The sequence below is a fragment of the Streptomyces sp. NPDC088794 genome, assembly GCF_044750545.1.
In the GTDB taxonomy this organism is placed as follows: domain Bacteria; phylum Actinomycetota; class Actinomycetes; order Streptomycetales; family Streptomycetaceae; genus Streptomyces.
Genome location: NZ_JBIVKB010000002.1, coordinates 1 through 20,757 on the forward strand (window position 1 = coordinate 1; position 20,757 = coordinate 20,757).

The window sequence follows — 20,757 nt, forward strand, 5'->3', positions numbered from 1 at the left end:
CGTGGCGCGGCTTCCCGGCCGCCCCACCCCGGCGATCACGGCCGTCACCCGAGCAATTGCCCCGACCACCTGATACGTGCCGCGGGCCGTCAGATCCGGTGCCGTAGCCCGGCGAGGGCGCGCACCATCACGTGTACCTCGGCATGAGCCTCCGCGTTTCACTTGCGGTGGCGTCCGGATCTTGATCGGAAACGCGAAAGTGCCTCCTGAGCTGGGATGATGAGGCTTGCCCAGGGCTTCTGTCACCACAGCGAGAAGGCACTTCTGCGTGCACACTACCGGGTCGCGTCCCAAGCTTGTCGTCTCGGCCGACGGCCGCGGGGTGGTCAGCCATGCTGGATCCCGCCTGCTGGCCGATCTCGCCGATGGCATCGGCCTGACCGGCGAGTTCACGGACGGGCTGCGCAGGCTGCGACCGCGCGGTAGGGGGCACGACCCCGGGCGGATCGCGGTCGATCTGGCGGTAATGCTCGCCGACGGTGGCGAAGCAATAGCGGACCTGGCCCTGCTGCGGGACCAGATAGAGGTTTTCGGCCCGGTCGCCTCCACTGCGACCGCCTGGCGCCTACTCGCGGACATCGGTCCGGCCGCACTCACTCGCCTGCGCTCGGCGAGAGCCGTCGCCCGGGAGATCGTCTGGCTCCAGGCCGCCGAGACCACCGGGGGCATACCCTCAGCCCGCGCCGGTGGCCGCGACCTACAAACGCGGCTACGGCTACCACCCGCTGCTGTGCTTCCTGGACAACACCGGCGAAGCCCTGGCCGGGGTACTGCGGCCGGGGCAATGCCGGCGCCGACACCGCCGCCGACCACATCGCAGTCCTGGACGCTGCCTTGGCCCTGGCCCTGGCGAGACGAGCTCGTCAGAGCGTTCGCCCGCCTCGCCACCCTGCCACGGCCGGCGACCTGACCGGCACGCCGTCCCCCGCTCACCCACGACCCGAAGAACTGGAGCACCCGACCCGAGCGTCAGGCCTCAGCCATGCTCGCCCGACGGCAAGCGGCCAAAGACCAGAAACCTTTATGCGCCCGCGATGATCTCCGCTGCCGCCTGGCCACAGACCCTTGCCGCTCCGTGGGTTGCCACGTGCAGGGCGCCTCGCGGTGGGGACATGGGGACGCCCATTTCCACGACGACCGTGTCGGGGCGGGCCGCGAGCAGCGTGTCGAGGGTGGACGCCATCCAGTCGTGGCGGTGTTCGTCGCGGACCACCGCGACGATGCGGCGGGTGCCGGCCGTCGTCAGGATCGTCTGGGCCGCGTTCTCGCCGGAGTAGCTGTCCGTCTCCGTACCGGGGAGAAGCGCGGCCAGTTGTGCCGCCACGCCCCACGGGGTGTGGTCGCCGACCGCGATGTTCGGGACCGGGGTGAGGAGGGCCACGTAGGGCGCCTCGGTGAGCGGGGTGAACGCGGTGTCCGGGGCGGCGGTGACGCGTACCGCTCGGCGGGCGGCGACCAGGCCGACCTCGTCCGCGTCGGAGGCGTACGGCTCCTTGCTCGCCGTTGTGGCAGTCCAGTGGGCCAGTTCGCGTACCCGTTCCGCCGCGTCCGCCAGGCGTTCCTCGGGGAGTTCGCCGGAGCGTACGGCCGCGACCAGGGCGTCGCGCAGGCGGCTCACCGTCTCCTCGTCGCTGTGGCCGCCGCCCACGCAGATCGCGTCGGCGCCGGCCGCGATGGCCAGGACGCTGCCGCGTTCGATGCCGTAGGCGGCGGCGATGGCCTGCATCTCGATGCCGTCGGTGACGATCAGGCCGGTGTAGCCGAGCTCGGTGCGCAGCAGGTCGGTCAGGATGCGGCGGGAGAGGGTCGCGGGGAGGTCCGCGTCCAGGGCCGGGACCAGGATGTGGGCGCTCATGATCGCCCGCGAGCCGGCTGCGATCGCGGCTCGGAACGGGGAGAGGTCGCGGTCCGCCAGGACGTCCGCCGACACGTCCACCCTCGGCATCGCGTGGTGGGAGTCGACGGCCGTGTCTCCGTGGCCGGGGAAGTGCTTGGTGCAGGCGGCGACGCCGGCGGCCTGGAGGCCGGTGACGTAGGCCGCGGTGTGCCGGGCGACCAGGGCGGTGTCGGCGCCGAAGGCACGTACGCCGATCACCGGGTTGGACGGGTTGGAGTTGACGTCGGCCGACGGGGCCCAGTCGAGGTTGACCCCGCAGGCCGCGAGCCGGCGGCCCATGTCGTAGGCCACCTCCCGGGTCAGCGTGACGTCGTCCACCGCGCCGAGCGCGAGGTTGCCGGGGTAGGAGGATCCGGTGCGCACTTCGAGGCGGGTGACGTCACCGCCCTCCTCGTCGATCGCCACCAGGACGTCGTCGCGTTCAGCCCGCAACTGGGCGGTCAGCGCGGTGACTTGCTCGGGGGTGGCGATGTTGCGGCCGAACAGACCGACGGAGGCGAGTCCTTCGCCGAGCCTGCGCAGCACCCAGTCGGGCGCGGTGGTGCCGGTGAAGCCGGGTTGCAGGACCGTCAGGGCGTCGCGCGTCAGGGTGTCCGCGCCGTGGGCGAGAGTCGTCATCAGGGGGCGTTATCCCTTCACGGCGCCGGCGGTCAGACCCGCGGCCATCTTGCGCTGGACGAGGAGGAAGAGGACCACGATCGGCACGGCCATCATGGTGGCGCCGGCCATCATCGGCGCGTATTCGGTGCCGTGCTTCGTGGTGAAGTTGCCGAGCCAGACGGTCGCCGTCTGCTTCTCCTGGCTGAGCAGCATCAGGGCGTACAGGTACTCGTTCCAGGCCTGGATGAAGCCGTAGACCGAGGTGGCGACCAGGCCGGGGGCCAGGAGCGGGAAGACGACCCTGACGAAGGCGCCGGTGCGGGAGCAGCCGTCGACCATCGCGGCCTCCTCCAGCTCCTTGGGGATGTTGACGATGAAACCGCGCAGCGTCCACACCGTGAAGGGGAGGATGAACGTCAGGTAGGTCAGGATCAGGCCCGAGAGCTTGTCGTACTGACCCAGGTCGTTCAGCAGCAGGAAGACCGGGATGATCATGGCGACCAGCGGGACCATCTGCACCGCGAGGATGCCGACGATCACGATCTTCCGGCCGCGGAAGGCGAACCGGGAGATGGCGAGCGCGGCCAGCAGGCCGACGACGATGCCGATCGCGACGACCGTCAGGGAGACGATGAGGCTGCGGCCGACCGGGCCCCAGAAGTCGGCGATCTCCAGCGCGCGGTCGAAGTTGGACAGGGTGAAGCCGGTGGGCAGCAGGCTGGGGTCCGGGTCGATGGCGTCCTTGGCCGGCTTGATCGCCGTGTTGATCATCCAGTAGACGGGGAAGCCCGCGACGAGGAAGACCAGCAGACCGAGGAGGTTCCAGCCGGCCTTCGACCGGCCCTGGCGGTTGCGACGGCGGCCCAGCGAAGCGATGGCGCTCATTCGACCTCTCCGATCTTGAGCATCTGGCGCATGTACACGGCGACCACACCCAGCAGCAGCACGACGGTGATCAGGGCGATCGCCGAGCCCTGCCCGTAGTCGTTGACGACGAAGGCACGGTCGTAGGAGTAGGTGGTCAGGATCTGGAACTCCTGCTCGGGGTGGCCGTTGCGCATCACGAAGACCTGCGGGAAGACGCCCATGTCCCAGATGACCGACAGGGTCGTGAGCATCACGATGATCGGCTTGAGGATCGGCAGGGTGACGTAGCGGAAGACGCTGAACGCGCCCGAGCCGTCGAGGCGGGCGGCCTCCTCCAGTTCCTTGGGGACCTGGGTCAGACCGGCGCTGAGCGTGATGACGACGAAGGGGACGGCTCCCCAGACCACCAGGAGCATGATCACGGCGAGGCCCTGCGGTCCGCTGGCGAACCAGTTGTGGCCGATCAGCTCGACCCCGGGCAGCTTGCTGAGCACCGCGTTCAGGACGCCGTAGTCGGCGTCGAAGAGCCACTTGAAGACGGTGGTGGCGACGATGATCGGCATGCCCCAGCTGGCCACCAGGGCGATGTTGACGAGGGTCTTCACCCAGCCGGAGACCTTCTGCAGGAGCAGCGCGATCAGCATGCCGGCGACCATCGTGAAGATGACGCAGCCGGCCGCGAAGATCACCGTGCGGATGACGACCTGCCAGAACTCGCCGTCGCCCAGCACGTTGGTGAAGTTGTCGAACCCGACCGACTCGGCCGGCTGGAAGCCCCACAGCTGGGACTGCCCGAACTTCTGGAACGACAGGGTGACCAGGCGGACCAGCGGATAGCCCATGACCAGGACGAGGATCAGCAGGCAGGGCGCGAGCAGCAGCCAGGGCGTCCCGGCTCCGCCGTTGGTCCGCTTTCTCCTCGGCCGGTCCGGAACGTCCGGTGGTGGTGCCTGGCGCGGGGTCGGCACCTTGGCAGGGGTGGTCGTGTCTGCGGCACTCATCGCGCGCTCCTCAGCGGTCCCTCAGGTCGTACGAGGAGCAGGGCCCCGCCCCCCGGGCGAGGCCCTGCTTCTCAGGTCACTTGGTGTTGATGACCTTGTCGATCGCGGCGTCCGCTTCCTTCGCGGCGTCCTCGACCGACTTCTTGCCGGTGCCGATGCTCTGCAGCATGGTCTGCAGGACCTGGGCCTTCTCGACCTGACCCCAGCCGGGTGCCATGGGCACGAACCAGCTGGACTCGGCCGCGGTGGCCGGGACCTCGGTGGCGGGGTCGGACTTCAGGGGGGCGAGGTCGGTCTTGTTGTTGGGCAGGTTGCCCTTGGCGATCAGGCCCTTCTGGCCGGTGGTGCCGGTGAAGGCGTTGATCCACTCGGCGGCGACGGCCTGGGCCTTCGACTTCACCGGGACGGCGAGGTCGGAACCGCCCAGGAAGACCGGCATGTTCTTGCCGGACGGACCGGGCATCACGAAGTTCTCGAGGTTGTCCTTGAGCTTGCCGGTCTTGTCGTTCTTCGGGTCGGCGGCGGTCGCGCCCTCCCAGGCCGCACCGAAGATCATGCCGGACTTGCCCTGGCCGTAGACGATGTAACGGTCGGACTCGTCCTTGGTCTTGTCACCGTGCATGTACTTGTCGATGACGTTCTTGAACTCGGTGAGGCCCTTGACGGACTCCGGCGAGGAGAGGTTGGCCTTCCACTGGCCGCCGTCCTCCTTGGCGATGGAGCCGCCGGCGTCGTAGACGTAGGACATGGCCGCGTACCAGTCACGGGTGGGCTGGTACCAGGCGGAGAACTTGTCGCCCTCCTTCTTCTGCACCTTGTCCAGCGCGGAGGTCAGCTCCGCGTACGTCTTCGGCGGGGTCTTGACGCCCACCGAGGCGAACAGGTCCTTGCGCCAGTTGCCGACGCGGCCACCCGCGTAGTACGGCACGCCGTAGGTCTTGCCGTCGTACTCCACCGAGGCCTTGAGGCCGTCCAGCCACGCGGAGGAGTTGTCGAACTTCGCCGCGTCCAGCGGGGCGAAGGCGCCCTTGACCATGTAGGCCAGCATCTCGGTGTTGCCCATCTCGACCACGTCCGGCACCTTGTCGGTGGCCAGGACCGCGTCGAGCTTGGTGTTCTTGTCCGGCCAGCCGTAGTACTCGTGCTTGATCTTGATGCCGGGGTGCTTCTTCACGATCGCGGCGTCGGCGGCCTTCACCAGCTCGGGCCAGTTGTTCTGCGCGTCGACGGTGAGCCAGACGGTCAGCGACTTGACGTCCGCGCTGTCCGACCCCTTGTCCTTGCTGTCGCTGTCCCCGCATGCCGCGATGGAGACCATCATTCCCGCGATTCCGATCGCGGCTATCAGCTTGCGCTTCACGCCACCCTCCTCAGGGATGCCACAAACCCCCCTGGCCTCCCCGCATCGCGTTAGGCCGGGACCTGGACCAGTGGTGTAGACCAGTACCGGGAGCTTGGACCAGACCAGATGCCCTGTCAAGGGTGCTCGAAACCGCCCTGACCAGCCGTTATGGGACCTACATATGCAGGAACCTTTAAGTAAGAAGGCAGCGAAAACCCTGGCCCCGGAGTACGCTCCTCCGCTAGACCACTTGGCTCTGTGGACTAGACCAAAACTGGTGGCGACGGTATACAGAGGGGATCACGAAACGAGCCGCATCCGGAGCGGGAAGGCAGACCATGAGCACCGACGTCAGCAGTGCGGAGAACGAGGGTGGGGCGACCGTCCGTACCGCGCGCGTGCCCAAGTACTACCGCCTGAAGAAACACCTGCTCGACATGACGGAGACGCAGACGCCCGGTACGCCGGTGCCGCCCGAGCGGACCCTCGCGGCCGAGTTCGACACCTCGCGCACCACGGTCCGCCAGGCGCTTCAGGAACTGGTGGTCGAGGGACGCCTGGAACGGATCCAGGGCAAGGGCACGTTCGTCGCCAAGCCCAAGGTCTCGCAGGCGCTCCAACTCACCTCGTACACCGAGGACATGCGCGCCCAGGGCCTCGAACCCACCTCGCAGCTCCTGGACATCGGCTACATCACCGCCGACGACCGGCTCGCCGACCTGCTGGACATCACCACCGGCGGCCGGGTGCTGCGCATCGAGCGGCTGCGCATGGCCAACGGTGAGCCGATGGCCATAGAGACCACCCACCTCAGCGCCAAGCGCTTCCCGGCCCTGCGCAGGTCGCTGGTCAAGTACACGTCCCTCTACACGGCGTTGGCCGAGGTCTACGACGTCCACCTGGCCGAGGCCGAGGAGACCATCGAGACCTCGCTGGCCACCCCGCGCGAGGCCGGCCTGCTCGGCACCGACGTCGGCCTGCCGATGCTGATGCTGTCCCGCCACTCGCTGGACCGGGACGAGCAGCCGGTGGAGTGGGTACGGTCGGTGTACCGCGGCGACCGCTACAAGTTCGTGGCCCGCCTCAAGCGCCCGCAGGACTGAATCGGTAACTCGCCCAATCGAACCGGGGAACTCGACAACTCGCGCCACTGAGCCGGTCGCGACTTTCGACAGCGCACACCGCGTCACGCACGCGGTGTAGCGCAACTCCCTTTCCTGCTCTACGTTCCTCCCGTCGCCGCATGGACGGGAGGACATCCCAGTGCGTACCGCGAACGTCCGCTCCATCGCCATCTGGACCCTTGTCGCGCTGATCGGCGCGACCGGTTGGTCCGTGCTAGCGCTCTCCCGGGGCGAGGACGTCTCGGCCGCCTGGATGGTCGCCGCCGCCCTCGGCACCTACGCCATCGCCTACCGCTTCTACGCGAAATTCATCGCGCAGAAGGTGCTCAAGGTCGACGGCACCCGGGCCACCCCGGCCGAACGCCTCGACAACGGCATCGACTTCCACCCCACCGACCGGCGCGTCCTGCTCGGCCACCACTTCGCCGCGATCGCCGGCGCGGGCCCCCTGGTCGGGCCGGTACTGGCCGCGCAGATGGGCTATCTGCCCGGCACGATCTGGATCATCGCCGGGGTGGTCTTCGCCGGCGCGGTCCAGGACATGGTGGTGCTGTTCTTCTCCACCCGCCGCGACGGCAGGTCGCTGGGGCAGATGGCCCGCGAGGAGATCGGCCCCTTCGGCGGCGCGGCGGCCCTGATCGCCGCCTTCGCCATCATGATCATCCTGCTCGGCGTACTGGCCCTGGTCATCGTCAACGCCCTCGCCGCCTCCCCGTGGGGCACCTTCTCCATCGGGATGACCATCCCCATCGCCCTGTTCATGGGCTTCTACCTGCGGGTCCTGCGCCCCGGCCGGATCGCCGAGGTCTCCCTCATCGGCGTGGGCCTGCTGCTGCTCGCCCTGGTCGCGGGCCGCTGGGTCGCCGAGTCCTCCTGGGCCGACACCTTCACCCTCGCGCCCTCGACGCTGGTGGTCTGGCTGGTCGCGTACGGCTTCATCGCCTCGATCCTGCCGGTCTGGATGCTGCTCGCGCCCCGCGACTACCTCTCCACCTTCATGAAGATCGGCACCATCGCGCTGCTCGCCCTCGGGGTGGTCATCGCCCTGCCGACGCTGAAGATGGACGCGGTCACCGACTTCGCCCGGCACGGCAACGGCCCGGTCTTCGCCGGCTCGCTCTTCCCCTTCGTCTTCATCACCATCGCCTGCGGGGCGCTGTCCGGCTTCCACGCGCTGATCTCCAGCGGTACGACGCCGAAGATGATCCAGAAGGAGACGCAGGTCCGCATGATCGGCTACGGCTCCATGCTGATGGAGTCCTCGGTCGCGATCATGGCGCTGCTCGCGGCGAGCATCATCGACCCCGGTCTGTACTTCGCGATGAACGCGCCGGCCGGGGTCATCGGCACCACCGTGCAGAACGCCTCGCAGGTGGTGGGGAGTTGGGGCTACCAGATCTCGCCGGACGCGCTCGCGCAGGCGGCGCAGCGGGTCGAGGAGTCGAGCCTGCTCTCCCGCACGGGCGGCGCGCCCACGCTGGCCGTCGGTGTCTCGGAGATCTTCTCCAAGGTCACCGGCGGGAGCCTGCGGGCCTTCTGGTACCACTTCGCGATCATGTTCGAGGCGCTGTTCATCCTGACCGCGCTCGACGCCGGCACCCGGGTCGGCCGGTTCATGCTCCAGGACATGCTCGGCAACGTCATCAGGCCCTTCAAGAACGTGAGTTGGAAGCCCGGCCTGGCCATCACCAGCGCGATCGTGTGCGCGCTGTGGGGCTACTTCCTGTGGGTCGGCGTCCACGAACCCCTCGGCGGGATCAACCAGCTCTTCCCGATCTTCGGCATCTCCAACCAGCTCCTGGCCGCGGTCGCCCTCGCCGTCTGCACGACCCTCCTGGTCAAGTCCGGCCGCCTCAAGTGGGCCTGGATCACCGGGATCCCGCTCGCCTGGGACGCCACGGTCACGCTGACGGCGAGCTGGCAGAAGGTCTTCTCCAGCGACCCGCGGGTCGGCTTCTTCAAGCAGCGCCAGGTCTTCCAGGACGCCATCGACTCCGGCAAGGTGCTGCCGCCCGCCAAGACCATGGACGACATGCACACCGTGGTCACCAACTCCACGGTGGACGGCGTCCTCACCGCCGTCCTCGCGGTCCTGATCATCGTCGTGATCGCGGACGCGGCCCGCGTCTGCGTCCGCCATGTCCGCCGCCCGGCCCTGTCCACGCTGAGCGAGTCCCCGTACGTCGAGTCCAAGCTCACCGCGCCGGCCGGCCTGTTCCCGACCCGGACCGAGAAGGAGGAGGAACGCCGTGCGGCCGTCGGTACCGCTGCGCCGGGCGATTAGAGGAGTGCGCTGGTACGTGCGTGAGCTGACCGACGAGTCGGCCTACGACCGGTACGTCACGCACGTCCGCAAGGACCATCCGGACGCGGCGGTGCCGTCCCGGCGCGAGTTCGAGCGAATGCGCACGGACCGTCAGGAGGCGGACCCCCGGCAGGGCTTCCGCTGCTGCTGAGGGGCCTCCGCGGGCCTCGTAAGGCCCCCTGTTGGGCCATCTGTCGGGCCTTCACAGAATCGACATACCGATATGCGGACGAGGTCTTCCGCATCCGTGACACCGTGACCTACATTGCCTGCGCGTTACCCAGGTGATCACAGGCGATCCCTGGTAGCCAGTGAGGGGACGGAGCCGCGGAATGTCAGAAGTGCCCGAAGTGAAACCACCGGTGGTGACACCGGTCCGCGTGGTGATCGCCCTCTGCCTGATCGCCCCGTTCGTGGCGATGCTCTGGGTCGGCTCCTACGCCAAGACCGACCCGACGTTCATCGGCATCCCCTTCTTCTACTGGTACCAGATGCTGTGGGTGCTGATCTCCACCGCGCTGACCATGACCGCGTACCAGCTGTGGCAGCGTGACCAGCGCGCCCGCACGAAGGGTGCCGCCAAGTGAACGACGGCGTGAACGGCGTAGCGCTCGCCGTCTTCATCTTCTTCTTCGTGGCCGTCACGGTCGTCGGCTTCCTGGCGGCCCGCTGGCGCCGGGCCGAGAACGAGGCCAGCCTCGACGAATGGGGCCTGGGCGGACGGTCGTTCGGCACCTGGGTCACCTGGTTCCTGCTCGGCGGCGACCTCTACACGGCGTATACGTTCGTGGCGGTCCCGGCGGCGATCTACGCGGCCGGCGCGGCCGGCTTCTTCGCGGTGCCGTACACGATCCTCGTCTACCCGCTGATCTTCACCTTCCTGCCCCGCCTCTGGTCGGTCTCGCACAAGCACGGCTATGTGACGACGTCCGACTTCGTGCGCGGCCGGTTCGGCTCGAAGGGCCTCTCGCTCGCGGTGGCCGTCACCGGCATCCTCGCGACGATGCCGTACATCGCGCTCCAACTCGTCGGCATCCAGGCAGTGCTGGACGTGATGGGCGTCGGCGGCGGTGACGACACCAACTGGTTCGTGAAGGACCTCCCGCTGCTGATCGCCTTCGGCGTACTCGCGGCGTACACCTACTCCTCGGGACTGCGCGCGCCCGCGCTGATCGCGTTCGTGAAGGACACGCTGATCTACATCGTCATCGCGGTGGCGATCATCTACATCCCGATCAAACTGGGCGGTTTCGACGACATCTTCGCCAAGGCCGGCGAGGCGTTCGCGCAGACCAACCCGGCGACCGGCAAGCCGCGCGGCGCCCTCGCACCGGCCGAGGCGGGTCAATGGACGTACGCCACCCTGGCGTTGGGCTCCGCGCTCGCGCTCTTCATGTACCCGCACTCGATCACCGCGACGCTCTCCTCCAGGAGCCGTGAGGTGATCCGCCGCAACACCACGATCCTGCCGCTGTATTCACTGATGCTCGGCCTGCTGGCGCTGCTCGGGTTCATGGCCATCGCGGCCGGAGTGAAGGTCAGCAACGGGCAGTTGGCGATCCCGCAGCTGTTCGAGGACATGTTCCCGGACTGGTTCGCGGGCGTGGCCTTCGCGGCGATCGGCATCGGCGCGCTGGTGCCCGCGGCCATCATGTCCATCGCGGCCGCGAACCTCTTCACCCGCAACATCTACAAGGACTTCATCAAGCCGGACGCCACACCGGAACAGGAGACCAAGGTCTCCAAGCTGGTGTCCCTGCTGGTGAAGGTCGGCGCCCTGGTCTTCGTCCTGACGATGGACAAGACGGTCGCCATCAACTTCCAGCTCCTCGGCGGCATCTGGATCCTCCAGACCTTCCCGGCCCTGGTCGGCGGCCTGTTCACCCGCTGGTTCCACCGCTGGGCCCTGCTCGCCGGCTGGGCGGTCGGCATGATCTACGGCACGGCCGCCGCGTACGGCGTCGCCTCCCCGACCCAGAAGCACTTCGGCGGCTCCTCCAAGGAGATCCCCGGCATCGGCGAGATCGGCTACATCGGCCTCACCGCGTTCGTCCTGAACGTCGTCGTCACGGTGGTCCTGACCTTCGTCCTGAAGGCACTGAAGGCCCCGGAGGGCGTCGACGAGACGCAGCCGGGCGACTACACGGCGGACGCGGGCGACCCGGGCGTGGAGGTGGAACTGCCGCCGGCCACGGCGGGGACCTCGCACTAGGCACTCCTGCTCAACGGGCCGCCGGAGAAAATCCGGCGGCCCGTTGTCGTACCCGTCGGGCACACTCGCCTGCATGGACATCGTGATCCGGGCAGCGCACCCCACCGAATACGAGACCCTCGGCGAGATCACCGCCCAGGCCTACCTCCAGGACGACCTGCTGACCTTCGGAGAGAGCGACTGGTACCTCGGCGAGCTCAGAGACGTGGCCAATCGGGCGGCCGTCGCCGACGTGCTGGTCGCCACGGACAGGGACCGGATCCTCGGCGGGGTCACCTTCGTCACCGCCGGCACGCACATGGCCGAGCGGGCCGGCCCCACCGAGGCCGAGATCCGCATGCTCGCCGTCGACCGGGCGGCCCGCGGCCGGGGCGCGGGCGAGGCACTCGTCCGCGCCTGCGTCGACCGCGCACGAGCCGCCGAGGACTGCACCGGCATCGTCCTGTCCACCCAGCCGACCATGCGCGCCGCCCACCGCATCTACGAACGCCTCGGCTTCGTCCGCGTCCCGGAACGGGACTGGAACCCCATTCCGGAGGCCGGCGACTTCGTGCTGCTCACCTATCAGTTGACGTTCTGACACGCTCCGAAGTCGGCGCGCGACACAACATCTAGGGGTGCTCCTACAACCCAGCACAAGATGTATGCTCATGCTCGCTGTCGTCGCAGGGGAATCCGGTGCGAATCCGGAACTGTCCCGCAACGGTGTACTCATGCGTGTTCGCACATGTATGGGCGTCAGTCCGAGGACCTGCCGACAGCGCGCCCGACCAAGCCGGTCGGGTGCCATGACGTCCGGGCCTCGTGGAATGGGCCGGGGACGCGACGCCGTCGTGCGCTCGTGGCTGCCCCCTGCCCTCCGCCTGGCCCCCGTGCCCAGCGAGGGAGAGCCCCACGTGACCATCGCGCCAGCCGACCCGGCTTCAGTCACCGCGCCGGAGACCGACGGCCCCGGTACCGCGTTGCTGCGGATCCTGACCGAGTTGACCGCCGACCTCCCCGACGCCGACCCCGGCCGGGTCGCCGCCGCCGCGTTGCGCGGCCGGTCCGCGCAGGCCGACGAGGCCGAACTGCGCGAGCTGGCCACGGAGGCCGCCGCCGGTCTCATCTCGGAGGACCCCGCCTACTCGCAGGTCGCCGCCCGGCTGCTGACCATCTCGATCCGCGCCGAGGCCGCCTCGCAGGGCGTCACCTCGTTCACCGAGTCGGTCCTCGTCGGCCACCGCGAGGGCCTCATCGCCGACCGCACCGCCGAGTTCGTCCGCGTCCACGCGGCCCGCCTCGACGAACTGATCGACCGCACCGCCGACGACCGCTTCGGCTACTTCGGCCTGCGCACCCTGCACAGCCGCTACCTGCTGCGCCACCCCATCACCCGCAAGGTCGTCGAGACCCCCCAGCACTTCATGCTGCGCGTCGCCGCCGGCCTCGCGGAGGACGACAGCACCCGCGCCCTGGACGAAGTCGCCTCGCTCTACCGCCTGATGAGCCGGCTGGACTACCTCCCCTCCTCCCCCACGCTCTTCAACTCCGGCACCCGGCACCCCCAGATGTCGTCCTGCTACCTCCTCGACTCCCCGATGGACGAGCTGGACTCCATCTACGACCGCTACCACCAGGTCGCCCGCCTCTCCAAGCACGCCGGCGGCATCGGCATCGCCTACTCCCGCATCCGCTCCCGGGGTTCACTGATCCGCGGCACCAACGGGCACTCCAACGGCATCGTCCCGTTCCTCAAGACGCTGGACGCCTCCGTCGCCGCCGTGAACCAGGGCGGCCGGCGCAAGGGCGCGGCCGCGGTCTACCTGGAGACCTGGCACTCCGACATCGAGGAGTTCCTGGAGCTGCGGGACAACACCGGTGAGGACGCCCGCCGTACGCACAACCTGAACCTCGCGCACTGGATCCCGGACGAGTTCATGCGCCGGGTCAACGAGGACGGCGTCTGGTCGCTCTTCTCCCCCGCCGACGTGCCCGAACTCGTCGACCTGTGGGGCGCGGAGTTCGACGCCGCGTACCGCAAGGCCGAGGCCGCCGGGCTCGCCCGCAAGACCATCCCGGCCCGCGACCTCTACGGCCGCATGATGCGCACCCTCGCGCAGACCGGCAATGGCTGGCTGACCTTCAAGGACGCCGCCAACCGCACCGCCAACCAGACCGCCGAGCCGGGCCACACGGTCCACTCCTCCAACCTCTGCACGGAGATCCTGGAGGTCACGGACGACGGCGAGACCGCGGTCTGCAACCTGGGCTCGGTCAGCCTCGGCGCCTTCGTGGTCGGCCGGGACATCGACTGGGACCGGCTGGACGAGACCGTCCGCACGGCCGTCACCTTCCTCGACCGGGTCGTCGACATCAACTTCTACCCGACCGAGCAGGCGGGCCGCTCCAACGCGAAATGGCGTCCCGTCGGCCTCGGTGCCATGGGCCTCCAGGACGTCTTCTTCAAACTCCGCCTGCCCTTCGACTCCCCCGAGGCCAAGGCCCTCTCCACCCGCATCGCCGAGCGCATCATGCTCGCCGCGTACGAGGCGTCGGCGGACCTGGCCGAGCGCAACGGCCCCCTCCCCGCCTGGGAGAAGACCCGCACCGCCCGAGGCGTCCTGCACCCCGACCACTACGACGTGGAACTGACCTGGCCCGAGCGCTGGGCGGCACTGCGGGAACGTATCGCCAAGGTCGGCATGCGCAACAGCCTCCTGCTCGCGATCGCCCCCACCGCCACCATCGCCTCGATCGCCGGCGTCTACGAGTGCATCGAGCCGCAGGTCTCCAACCTGTTCAAGCGCGAGACGCTGTCCGGCGAGTTCCTCCAGGTCAACTCCTACCTGGTCGACGAGTTGAAGCGCCTCGGCGTCTGGGACGCCCGCACCCGCGAGGCGCTGCGCGAGGCCAACGGCTCGGTGCAGGGCTTCGCCTGGATCCCGGCGGAGGTCCGCGCGCTGTACCGCACGGCCTGGGAGATCCCGCAGCGCGGCCTGATCGACATGGCCGCGGCCCGCACCCCGTACCTGGACCAGTCCCAGTCCCTCAACCTCTTCCTGGAAACCCCGACCATCGGCAAGCTCTCGTCGATGTACGCGTACGCGTGGAAGCAGGGCCTGAAGACGACGTACTACCTGCGGTCGCGGCCGGCGACCCGGATCGCCCGCGCCGCCCAGGCCCAAGCAACTGTCCCCGTCCAGCAGGCCGTTGACCCCGACGCGGTCGCCTGCTCCCTGGAAAACCCCGAGTCCTGCGAGGCCTGCCAATAATGACGACCGAAGCCAAGACTGCGCCTGTCAAAAACTTGCTCGACCCCGGCTTCGAGCTGACCCTCCGCCCCATGCGCTACCCCGACTTCTACGAGCGCTACCGGGACGCCATCAAGAACACCTGGACCGTCGAGGAGGTCGACCTCCACTCGGACGTCACCGATCTCGCGAAGCTGACGCCGGGTGAGCAGCACATGATCGGCCGGCTGGTCGCGTTCTTCGCGACGGGCGACTCGATCGTGGCGAACAACCTCGTGCTGACGCTGTACAAGCACATCAACTCCCCCGAGGCACGGCTCTACTTGAGCCGCCAGCTCTTCGAGGAAGCAGTCCACGTCCAGTTCTACTTGACCCTCCTGGACACCTACCTCCCCGACCCGGAGGACAGAGCGGCCGCCTTTGACGCGGTGGAGAACATCCCCTCCATCCGCGAGAAGGCCGAGTTCTGCTTCAGGTGGATCAACGAGGTTGAAAAGCTTGACCGGTTGGAGACCAAGGCCGATCGCCGCCGTTTCCTCCTCAATCTGATCTGCTTCGCGGCGTGCATCGAGGGCCTGTTCTTCTACGGGGCCTTCGCTTACGTGTACTGGTTCCGGAGCCGGGGGTTGCTGCATGGTCTGGCAACCGGCACGAACTGGGTGTTCCGAGACGAGACCTGCCACATGAACGCCGCGTTCGCCGTGGTCGACACCGTCCGCAAGGAAGAGCCCGACCTCTTCGACGACGAGCTGGACCAGCAGATCACCGACATGATGCGCGAAGCCGTCCAGGCCGAGCTGCAGTTCGGCCGTGACTTGTGCGGAGACGGTCTTCCCGGTATGAACACCGAGTCGATGCGCCAGTACTTGGAGTGCGTCGCCGACGAGCGTCTCGTACGTCTCGGCCTGGCCCCGATCTACGGTTCCGAGAACCCCTTCTCCTTCATGGAGTTGCAGGGCGTGCAGGAGCTGACCAACTTCTTCGAGCGCCGTCCGTCGGCGTACCAGGTGGCGGTGGAGGGGTCGGTCGACCTGGACGAGGATTTCTGACGGTACGTCACTGACTGTTGCCGGGCTGCATGTTGCAGCCCGGCACCTTCAATCCCTCTTCTTCAGGACGACATCGATGAGGCCCGGGTCGAATGGAGCGTTTCTGGTCCGGGTCTTCGGGATCGGCCGGATCACCACCTCGTCCACCACGGCATCGAGCGCGAGACGCTGCTGTCTGATGTCGAACGCGGCCCAGCGTTCCGGTGTGAAGCCGACGAGCAGGTTTCGGTCGTTCTGCTGGGCGTAGAACTCCGCGCGGTCTTCTGCCAGGTCACGGAGTTGTAGATCCATCAGCGGCGTGCGTGCCTCGCATGCCTTGAGAAGGGCGAGTCGCTCTTCTCCCGGGAAGCCGCTCCGGTCAGGAACGGCATCGCCGTACTCCGCCTCCAACGCATGGAGCGCCACGCCGATCACGTGCTCGTCCACGAGATCCACTCGCCGTCCCACCTTTCGGCACTTTGCCGCGTCGCACCGATAGGAGGACTGACGGTTCGTTCCACGGGGTGGCTGGCCTCCCATGCGGCAACCGCACAGTGTGCCGTCGTCTCGTCGGTAGCCGCAGCGCAGGAACCCACTGAGCAGATACTTCCGACAAGAATCCGTCTGAGCCCTGCGCTCCCGCGCGTTGCTCGGCATCTCCCGATCCCTTGTCCGGGATGCGTGTTCCTGCTTGTAGGTGGGGCGTCGCCCTCCGGGGGAATGCCAGCGGCCACAACGCTCGATGAGCTTCCCCCACTCCTCGGGGGTGGCCACCGTCTGCCAGTCTCCGACGACAGGTGCCACTGTCTCCCGATTGCGGACCAGGTCGCCGTCCACAATGCGGTAGCCGCAGATCGCCGGGTTCGTCACCATCGACTGCACCGTACTGACGGTCCATCGGCTGTTTCGCACCGTCTGAACTCCCTCCTCGGTCAGCCAGTCGGTGATCGCCGTCCACGACGTTCCTGCCAATGCCATGTCGATGGCCCCACGGAGGTAGGCCGACTCGTGCGGATCGAGCACGGAGTTGGTGGGCCGGCCGGTGACCGCGTCGGGTCCGTACCAACCGAAGCGGCGGCATCCTCCCGTCACCCGCCCTTCCCGGGCGTGGTCCCGCACGGAACGCAGTCGGCGACTGCTCATCCGCTCCGTCTCTCGCTTCCCACCCATGACTGACGTACCGCTGTGGGGTGCCATCTCAACTGTCATGTCAATGAGTTGGTTCTTGTCCACCAGGTAGAGGAAGCCGTTCTCGACCAGTCCCAGGGCTCGGAGCAGGAGTGAGTGGTCGCTTTGGAGTCGGACAAGGCGCTCCTCCTCGACGGCGACAACGCCGTGTACTCGGAAACCTTGCTCCGTCCGACCAGCGCGTATGACGCGGAGCATCTGTCGGAACGCAGGCCGTTCCACGCCGGGATCAGAGGCGGTCAGCGCGTTGTCCGTGAACCGGAAGACGACGGCCCAGCCGAGTCCGGCCGCCGCATCGTCGTTGTTGAGGTGCTGCCGACCGACACCCCGTCCGTCGCCCTCGGCGTCACGGCTGACCCTGGCGTAGGAGACCACGGGAATCCGCCCCGCGAGCCATCTCTCGAAACTGCGCCCGAGGGCGAGAGCATCCACAAGCGCTGGATGCGGGGCCCAGTGCGATGCCGATCCCAACGGTCCTCCTCAGCGATGACATGCGGCTTCCGGTCCGTCAAAAATCAGTCCTTGAGCTGCAGTTGGCTACTTGCGGCTTCACTGTGAAGGCACTGCAACACCGCACGCAACATGCTTCATCGAATACATTCGATCGAGTGACCTGCCTCGACGATGGCGCGTATCGTGTCGGCTCGGCTACGCAGGCCCCCTCGGAGACGCGGGGCGCCACGAACAGAGGAGACGGCATGTCCGCTCACCCGGGCGCAGGCATCCGGCAACGGCGTCTGGGCTCGGAACTGCGCAGGCTCCGCGCAGAGGCAAAGGTCTCGCAGCGTGATGCCGGTGCACATATCGACGGAGGACAGGCCAAACTCTCGAAGATCGAGACGGGTCGCCAGAACATCCGGCGGCTGGAGCTCCTGGCCCTGCTCGATCTCTACGGAGTAGCGGACCCGGAGTTGCGCGAAGTACTGGTGTCCCTGCTCCGCAAAAGCAGCAGGCCGGGCTGGTGGCACGAGTACGGCAACGCGCTGCGCACGGATTCGCTCGACGTCATCTCGCTGGAGGCGGAATGCGAGCAGATCCTCCAGTACTGCAACATGGCGCTGCCCGATCTCCTGCAGACGGACGAGTACGCGAGGGCCCTGATCGGCGGCCTCGACCCTCATCTCCCGGACGCGCAGGTGGAGTTCTTCGTCCAGTTGCGCATCCGGCGACAGCACGTCCTCAACCGTGGCGATCCGCCCCGGTTCGTCGCCGTACTGGATGAGGCGTTGCTCCGACGCCCCGTGGGCGGCTCCGGGACCATGGCACGGCAGTTGCGCAGACTGGTCGAGATGAGTCACCGCCCCGGGACCACGATTCAAGTCGTACCGACCGAGCAGGCCGTCTATCCCGGCATGTACGGGTCCTTCCGGGTGCTGTACAGCTCACCTCCCGCAGCCTTGAACGTAGTTGAGACGGACCACTGGACAGGCAGTCGCTATGCGGACGAGCCCGGACAGGTCGAGAGCCACCGCCTGCTCCTCGACACGATTCGCTCGTCCGCCCTGCCGTCGCAACAATCCCTGGAATTCATCTCACAGCTCTCGGAAGAGTTCGACGAGCGTGACGGCGCGGCCTCGCGCGGCTCGTCCATGGACCGTACATAGACCCTCCATCGACCGTCCAAGGTGTTCCTATGCGGCGGCAAAGTTCTCCCGGCGCATCTGGTTCCGCCTCCACACCCCCGGTTACGTTCTGGCCGTCCTGTTCATGCCATGCATAGCGGCAGCACAGGGTGTTCGAGATGTCATGCTCATGACTGCGCACTCTGCCGCCGCTACGCGCGTCACGGGCCTGCCGAAACCCCACCGTTGGAGGCAGTACCCCATGCGTGAGTCACGCCCGAGCAAGCGCCGCCGGAGTCTGCGAAGACTTCTGGCCCTGTCCGTTCCCGCCTTCGCCCTCACCGTCGCGGGCCTGATGGCGGCACCGGCCGCCGGGGCGCAGACCGCCCCGGCCACCTCGTCCGCCACTCCCCACACCTCCCGCGTCACCCAGAACACGACCGCCCTCACCTCCCCCTCCCGCCAGACCTTCCACTCCACCGGCAAGGCCGGCCAGAAGGTGCCGACCACGCACCTGTGCGCCACCGCGGCCCCGGGACACGCGTCCTGCTTCGCGCAGCGGCGTACCGACATCAAGCAGAGCCTGGCCGCCGCGCTCGCCGCCGCGCCCTCGGGGCTCAGCCCGGCCAATCTTCACAGCGCCTACAACCTGCCCTCGACCGGCGGTTCCGGTCTGACCGTCGCGGTCGTGGACGCCTACAACGACCCCAACGCCGCGTCGGACCTGGCCACTTACCGCTCGCAGTACGGCCTGTCGGCGTGCACGAAGGCCAACGGCTGCTTCAAGCAGGTCAGTCAGACCGGTTCCACCACCTCGCTGCCCTCGAACGACACCGGTTGGGCGGGTGAGGAGGCGCTGGACATCGACATGGTCAGCGCGGTCTGCCCCAACTGCAACATCACGCTCGTAGAGGCGAATTCGGCGAACGACTCCGACCTCGGCACCGCCGAGAACGAGGCCGTCGCGCTCGGCGCGAAGTTCGTGTCCAACAGCTGGGGTGGCGACGAGGCCTCCTCCCAGACCAGCGAGGACACCGCGTACTTCAAGCACCCGGGCGTCGCCATCACGGTGAGTTCGGGCGACGAGGCGTACGGCGCCGAGTACCCGGCAACGTCCCAGTACGTGACGGCAGTCGGCGGCACCGCGCTGTCCACGTCCTCCAATTCCCGCGGCTGGACCGAGTCCGTGTGGAAGACCAGCAGCAGCGAGGGGACGGGGTCCGGCTGCTCCGCCTATGACGCGAAGCCGAGTTGGCAGACCGACACCGGGTGCAGCAAGCGCATGGAGGCGGACGTCTCCGCGGTCGCCGACCCGGCCACCGGCGTGGCCGTGTACGACACCTACGGCGGCTCCGGCTGGGCGGTCTACGGCGGTACGAGTGCCTCGGCGCCGATCATCGCGGGCGTGTACGCGCTCGCCGGCACCCCGGGTTCGAGTGACTACCCGGCGAAGTACCCGTACAGCCACACCAGCAACCTGTACGACGTGACCAGCGGCAACAACGGCTCCTGCTCCACGAGTTACTTCTGCACCGCGGCCACCGGCTACGACGGTCCGACCGGCTGGGGCACCCCGAACGGCACCACCGCCTTCACCTCGGGCACCACCACCGGCAACACGGTGACCGTCACCAACCCGGGCAGCCGGTCGACGACGACCGGCAGCTCGGTCAGCCTCCAGATCAGCGCGAGCGACAGCGCCGGTGCCACGCTCACCTACAGCGCCTCGGGGCTGCCGACCGGGCTGTCCATCGGCAGTTCGACCGGCCTGATCTCGGGTACGGCGTCCACCGCGGGCACGTACCAGGTCACCGTGACCGCGAAGGACTCCACGGGCGCGACCGGCTCGACGTCCTTCACCTGGACCGTCGGCTCCGGTGGCGGGACCTGCACCTCGGCCCAGTTGCTCGGCAACGCCGGTTTCGAGTCGGGTGCCACCACCTGGACCTCGTCCAGCGGGGTCATCACCAACGACAGCGGTGAGAGCGCGCACGCCGGTTCCTACTTCGCGTGGCTCGACGGGTACGGCTCCACGCACACCGACTCGCTCTCCCAGTCGGTGACCGTGCCGACCGGCTGCAAGGCCACCTTCACCTTCTACCTGCACGTCGACACCGCGGAGACCTCCACCAGCAGCGCGTACGACAAGCTGACGGTCACCGCCGGGTCGACGACCCTGGCCACCTACTCCAACCTCAACAAGGCGACCGGCTACGCCCAGAAGTCCTTCGACCTGTCCTCGTTCGCCGGCTCCACCGTCACCCTGAAGTTCAGCGGTGTCGAGGACTCCTCGCTCCAGACCAGCTTCGTCGTCGACGACACCGCCGTCACGACCAGCTGACCTCCACGACCGCCACGAGACCCCGGGCCCCGGTCGCCGCCTTCGCGGCCGGGGCTC

The 20,757-nt window shown here is 68.1% G+C and carries 15 protein-coding genes, 1 pseudogene and 1 riboswitch; of the genes and pseudogenes, 11 read left to right on the plus strand and 5 right to left on the minus strand.

What is annotated here, in order from left to right:
- Positions 1-268: 268 nt before the first annotated feature.
- Positions 269-837: pseudogene (locus tag ACIP6U_RS04580) on the plus strand (transposase); the annotation flags it as partial.
- Between the two features lie 184 nt (positions 838-1,021).
- Here the strand turns inward: ACIP6U_RS04580 and ACIP6U_RS04585 are convergent.
- The 4 genes from ACIP6U_RS04585 to ACIP6U_RS04600 form a co-directional block, all read right to left on the minus strand.
- A complete protein-coding gene (locus ACIP6U_RS04585) occupies positions 1,022-2,515 on the minus strand; it encodes a glycoside hydrolase family 3 protein (RefSeq protein ID WP_401712945.1) in 1,494 nt (497 codons plus the stop codon).
- A 9-nt stretch (positions 2,516-2,524) separates the two neighbouring features.
- Positions 2,525-3,382 carry a carbohydrate ABC transporter permease gene (locus ACIP6U_RS04590; RefSeq protein ID WP_401712948.1) on the minus strand — a complete coding sequence of 286 codons (858 nt, stop codon included), beginning with the start codon at positions 3,380-3,382 and terminating at the stop codon, positions 2,525-2,527.
- The gene (locus tag ACIP6U_RS04595; protein ID WP_401712951.1) at positions 3,379-4,365 is read right to left on the minus strand and encodes a carbohydrate ABC transporter permease; all 987 of its coding nucleotides are present in this window, start codon (positions 4,363-4,365) and stop codon (positions 3,379-3,381) included. The genes ACIP6U_RS04590 and ACIP6U_RS04595 overlap by 4 nt, the downstream gene beginning before the upstream one ends.
- 76 nt (positions 4,366-4,441) lie before the next feature.
- Positions 4,442-5,725 carry an extracellular solute-binding protein gene (locus ACIP6U_RS04600; protein ID WP_401712954.1) on the minus strand — a complete coding sequence of 428 codons (1,284 nt, stop codon included), beginning with the start codon at positions 5,723-5,725 and terminating at the stop codon, positions 4,442-4,444.
- 320 nt (positions 5,726-6,045) lie between these two features.
- Between ACIP6U_RS04600 and ACIP6U_RS04605 the strand changes: the two genes are divergently transcribed.
- From ACIP6U_RS04605 to ACIP6U_RS04640, 8 genes are all read left to right on the plus strand, one after another.
- Positions 6,046-6,810, plus strand: coding sequence for a GntR family transcriptional regulator (locus ACIP6U_RS04605; RefSeq protein WP_123997833.1), 765 nt, complete (start codon positions 6,046-6,048; stop codon positions 6,808-6,810).
- 160 nt (positions 6,811-6,970) lie between these two features.
- Positions 6,971-9,115, plus strand: a complete 2,145-nt coding sequence (locus ACIP6U_RS04610; protein WP_401712958.1) for a carbon starvation CstA family protein — start codon at positions 6,971-6,973, stop codon at positions 9,113-9,115.
- Entirely contained in the window at positions 9,099-9,287 is a 189-nt protein-coding gene (locus ACIP6U_RS04615; RefSeq protein WP_123999275.1) for a YbdD/YjiX family protein, read from the plus strand. Before ACIP6U_RS04610 ends, ACIP6U_RS04615 begins: the two co-directional genes overlap by 17 nt.
- A 181-nt stretch (positions 9,288-9,468) precedes the next feature.
- A complete protein-coding gene (locus ACIP6U_RS04620; protein WP_401712961.1) occupies positions 9,469-9,723 on the plus strand; it encodes a DUF3311 domain-containing protein in 255 nt (84 codons plus the stop codon).
- Entirely contained in the window at positions 9,720-11,348 is a 1,629-nt protein-coding gene (gene mctP / locus ACIP6U_RS04625) for a monocarboxylate uptake permease MctP (RefSeq protein ID WP_401712964.1), read from the plus strand. Before ACIP6U_RS04620 ends, mctP begins: the two co-directional genes overlap by 4 nt.
- Before the next feature lie 73 nt (positions 11,349-11,421).
- Positions 11,422-11,928, plus strand: coding sequence for a GNAT family N-acetyltransferase (locus ACIP6U_RS04630; RefSeq protein ID WP_401712967.1), 507 nt, complete (start codon positions 11,422-11,424; stop codon positions 11,926-11,928).
- Between the two features lie 47 nt (positions 11,929-11,975).
- Positions 11,976-12,122: riboswitch (cobalamin riboswitch) on the plus strand.
- 122 nt (positions 12,123-12,244) lie between these two features.
- Complete coding sequence (locus ACIP6U_RS04635; RefSeq protein ID WP_401712970.1) at positions 12,245-14,602, plus strand: ribonucleoside-diphosphate reductase subunit alpha; 2,358 nt, start codon at positions 12,245-12,247, stop codon at positions 14,600-14,602.
- Complete coding sequence (locus tag ACIP6U_RS04640; protein ID WP_401712973.1) at positions 14,602-15,630, plus strand: ribonucleotide-diphosphate reductase subunit beta; 1,029 nt, start codon at positions 14,602-14,604, stop codon at positions 15,628-15,630. The genes ACIP6U_RS04635 and ACIP6U_RS04640 overlap by 1 nt, the downstream gene beginning before the upstream one ends.
- A gap of 48 nt (positions 15,631-15,678) precedes the next feature.
- Here the strand turns inward: ACIP6U_RS04640 and ACIP6U_RS04645 are convergent, their stop codons facing one another.
- Positions 15,679-17,172: a recombinase family protein gene (locus ACIP6U_RS04645; protein ID WP_401712976.1), complete on the minus strand. Its 1,494-nt coding sequence runs from the start codon at positions 17,170-17,172 to the stop codon at positions 15,679-15,681.
- Between the two features lie 233 nt (positions 17,173-17,405).
- Here ACIP6U_RS04645 and ACIP6U_RS04650 point away from each other — a divergent pair, with 233 nt between their 5' ends.
- Positions 17,406-18,401 (plus strand): helix-turn-helix domain-containing protein, encoded by a 996-nt coding sequence (locus ACIP6U_RS04650; RefSeq protein WP_401712979.1) that lies wholly within the window; start codon positions 17,406-17,408, stop codon positions 18,399-18,401.
- Between the two features lie 220 nt (positions 18,402-18,621).
- Positions 18,622-20,700: a putative Ig domain-containing protein gene (locus ACIP6U_RS04655; RefSeq protein WP_401712981.1), complete on the plus strand. Its 2,079-nt coding sequence runs from the start codon at positions 18,622-18,624 to the stop codon at positions 20,698-20,700.
- The last annotated feature ends 57 nt before the right edge of the window (positions 20,701-20,757 follow it).

Coding starts and splice junctions, on each gene's coding strand:
- ACIP6U_RS04585 (WP_401712945.1), bottom strand. CDS start 2,515: ATGACGACTCTCGCCCACGGCGCGGACACCCTGACGCGCGACGCCCTG.
- ACIP6U_RS04590 (WP_401712948.1), bottom strand. CDS start 3,382: ATGAGCGCCATCGCTTCGCTGGGCCGCCGTCGCAACCGCCAGGGCCGG.
- ACIP6U_RS04595 (WP_401712951.1), bottom strand. CDS start 4,365: ATGAGTGCCGCAGACACGACCACCCCTGCCAAGGTGCCGACCCCGCGC.
- ACIP6U_RS04605 (WP_123997833.1), top strand. CDS start 6,046: ATGAGCACCGACGTCAGCAGTGCGGAGAACGAGGGTGGGGCGACCGTC.
- ACIP6U_RS04620 (WP_401712961.1), top strand. CDS start 9,469: ATGTCAGAAGTGCCCGAAGTGAAACCACCGGTGGTGACACCGGTCCGC.
- ACIP6U_RS04630 (WP_401712967.1), top strand. CDS start 11,422: ATGGACATCGTGATCCGGGCAGCGCACCCCACCGAATACGAGACCCTC.
- ACIP6U_RS04640 (WP_401712973.1), top strand. CDS start 14,602: ATGACGACCGAAGCCAAGACTGCGCCTGTCAAAAACTTGCTCGACCCC.
- ACIP6U_RS04655 (WP_401712981.1), top strand. CDS start 18,622: ATGCGTGAGTCACGCCCGAGCAAGCGCCGCCGGAGTCTGCGAAGACTT.